General features: G+C 50.9%; 2 protein-coding genes and 1 pseudogene. All 3 read left to right on the top strand.

The window, feature by feature from the left end; genetic code table 11:
* Positions 1 to 363 precede the first annotated feature (363 nt).
* The 3 genes and pseudogenes from ABCW45_RS17620 to mobV all read left to right on the top strand — a co-directional run bounded on the left by ABCW45_RS17620 (position 364) and on the right by mobV (position 2,258).
* A complete protein-coding gene (locus ABCW45_RS17620) occupies positions 364 to 777 on the top strand; it encodes a cysteine-rich VLP domain-containing protein (RefSeq protein WP_117504003.1) in 414 nt (137 codons plus the stop codon).
* Positions 778 to 888: 111 nt separating this feature from the next.
* Positions 889 to 1,284 (top strand): annotated as a pseudogene (locus ABCW45_RS17625) (replication initiator protein A).
* A gap of 185 nt (positions 1,285 to 1,469) precedes the next feature.
* Positions 1,470 to 2,258: a MobV family relaxase gene (gene mobV, locus ABCW45_RS17630; RefSeq protein ID WP_425518635.1), complete on the top strand. Its 789-nt coding sequence runs from the start codon at positions 1,470 to 1,472 to the stop codon at positions 2,256 to 2,258.
* Positions 2,259 to 2,312: the final 54 nt, after the last annotated feature.

A 2,312-nucleotide genomic window follows, 5' to 3' on the forward strand; every position in this document is an offset into this window, starting at 1 on the left:
ATCATCTTCTATGTATTCCAGCCAATCTAATAATTCCTGCATATACCAACGCCCCTTTTCTTTTAATTTTACCAGAAAAGGGGCATGTTCACAATTTATTTACTCATGCGTTTTTCGTGTTTCCGAGCTGATTTCCGACCTTATGGATATACGGGGCGGGCGGTCTTTTAGGTGTAGACTTATGGTAGTTCATCGATGAGCTGCACCTTGAAAAATGAATAACCGTCCGAAAAGGAATACTCTGGCAGGGGAAGCACCGCAACGAGCCACTTCGGGACAAAATGTCCCGAAGTCCGGGGAGCGTGCCAACGCCGGAAATCCTTTCGGGGAGAACGGCAAAGGAAAGCAAAATGGAGGGAACACATGAGAGAGAACCCATATAAACGACTGCCGCCCATAGAGCGCAAGCCGGACGGTTCCCTTTACCGTATGACACCGGCACAGAGGAAACAGGCAAACGCCTTAATCCGCCGGGAGTGCTGCAACTATGAGGACGGGAACTGTATGCCCCTTGACGACGGGGACGCCCACACCTGCCCCCAGACCATTTCTTTCTCGGTCTGCTGTAAGTGGTTCCGCTGGTCGGTTTTGCCGCAAGTCGGAACGCTGGAAGCGGAGATTTTCCGGGATAAGGAGCTAAAACGCTGTGCGGTCTGCGGCAGAGTGTTCGTCCCAAAGTCCAACCGGGCGAAATACTGCCCCGACTGTGCCGCCAGAGTTCACAGGCGGCAGAAAACAGAAAGTGAACGGAAAAGGAGGTCTTGTGTGGACAGTTAGGGGCTGAAAAGTCCTTGATTTACAAGGCTTCGCAAGCACAGAACAGGGGCAGGCAATAGAAACTACCGTCTGCCCCAGAAAACGGGCTTCTAACCGTCCACAAAACACGATATGACAAACACCATTTATATCCATCAGCCGGGAAAGGCGGTCAGCTTTACCCGGCTTCCGAATTTCCTTTTTGAAGCCCACACATTCACGCCACTGTCCAACGAAGCAAAGGTTCTGTACGCCTTTATCCTGCGCCGGACAGACCTATCCTGAAAAAACGGCTGGGCGGACGAATATGGGCGGATTTACCTCTACTATCCCATCAACGAGGTAGTGGAGCTGCTCCACTGCGGGCGGCAGAAGGCGGTCAACACCCTGCGGGAGCTGCAATATGCCGGATTGGTAGAGATTCAGAAGCAGGGCTGTGGAAAACCCAACCGCATTTACCCAAAATCCTACGAAGCGGTTCCAAACACCGACTTCAAGAAATCCGGTTATGGAACGCGGTCGGACTGAAAACCGCACTCCACAAGTACGATAATCAATCCTCTTGAAGTACGAAAACCGGACGGTATATAGAAATACAGAGATTAAAACGATTTTATTTATATCTTATCCATTCCCTTCCTATCTGAGATATTTTCTGCGGGATTTTCCTGTGGAAAAGTCCCGGAATGGAAGGGCATGGGGAAAGGAGTTTCATGGCACAACACGCTATTTTGCGATTTGAAAAGCACAAGGGCAATCCGGCAAGACCGCTGGAAGCCCATCACGAACGGCAAAAGGAACAGTATGCCAGCAATCCCGACATTGACACCAGCCGGAGCAAGTACAACTTCCATATCGTCAAGCCGGAGGGACGGTATTACCACTTCATTCAAAGCCGCATTGAACAGGCAGGCTGCCGGACACGCAGGGACAGCACCCGGTTTGTGGATGCGCTGATTACCGCCAGTCCGGAATTTTTTAAGAAGAAGTCCCCAAAGGAGATACAGGAATTTTTCCAGAGGGCGGCTGATTTCTTAATTGGGCGGGTAGGGAAAGAAAACATCGTGTCGGCGGTGGTACACATGGACGAGAAAACGCCCCACCTGCATTTGGTCTTTGTCCCGCTGACAGAGGACAACCACCTGTGTGCAAAGGAGATTATTGGGAACAGAGCCAACCTCACAAAATGGCAGGACGATTTTCACGCCTACATGGTAGAGAAATATCCCGACTTGGAGCGTGGGGAAAGTGCCAGCAAGACAGGCAGGAAGCATATCCCCACCCGTCTGTTCAAGCAGGCGGTCCATCTCTCCAAACAGGCAAGAGCCATTGAAGCCACGCTGGACGGTATTACCCCATTCAACGCCGGAAAGAAAAAAGAGGAAGCCCTCTCCCTACTGAAAAAGTGGTTTCCGCAGATGGAGAATTTCTCCGGTCTGCATATTCCGCAAGAACTGCGCATCCGTTCCAGAGGAACGGAGCGCCATTCCGCTTCAAACTGAGCAAAACTCAGCAGGTTGATTAATTACTATTGGTTATTCTGCGATCCCTGCCAG

Origin of the sequence: Pilosibacter fragilis (assembly GCF_032490495.1) — a bacterium.
GTDB lineage: Bacteria > Bacillota > Clostridia > Lachnospirales > Lachnospiraceae > Pilosibacter > Pilosibacter fragilis.

Coding starts and splice junctions, on each gene's coding strand:
- ABCW45_RS17620 (WP_117504003.1), top strand. CDS start 364: ATGAGAGAGAACCCATATAAACGACTGCCGCCCATAGAGCGCAAGCCG.
- mobV (WP_425518635.1), top strand. CDS start 1,470: ATGGCACAACACGCTATTTTGCGATTTGAAAAGCACAAGGGCAATCCG.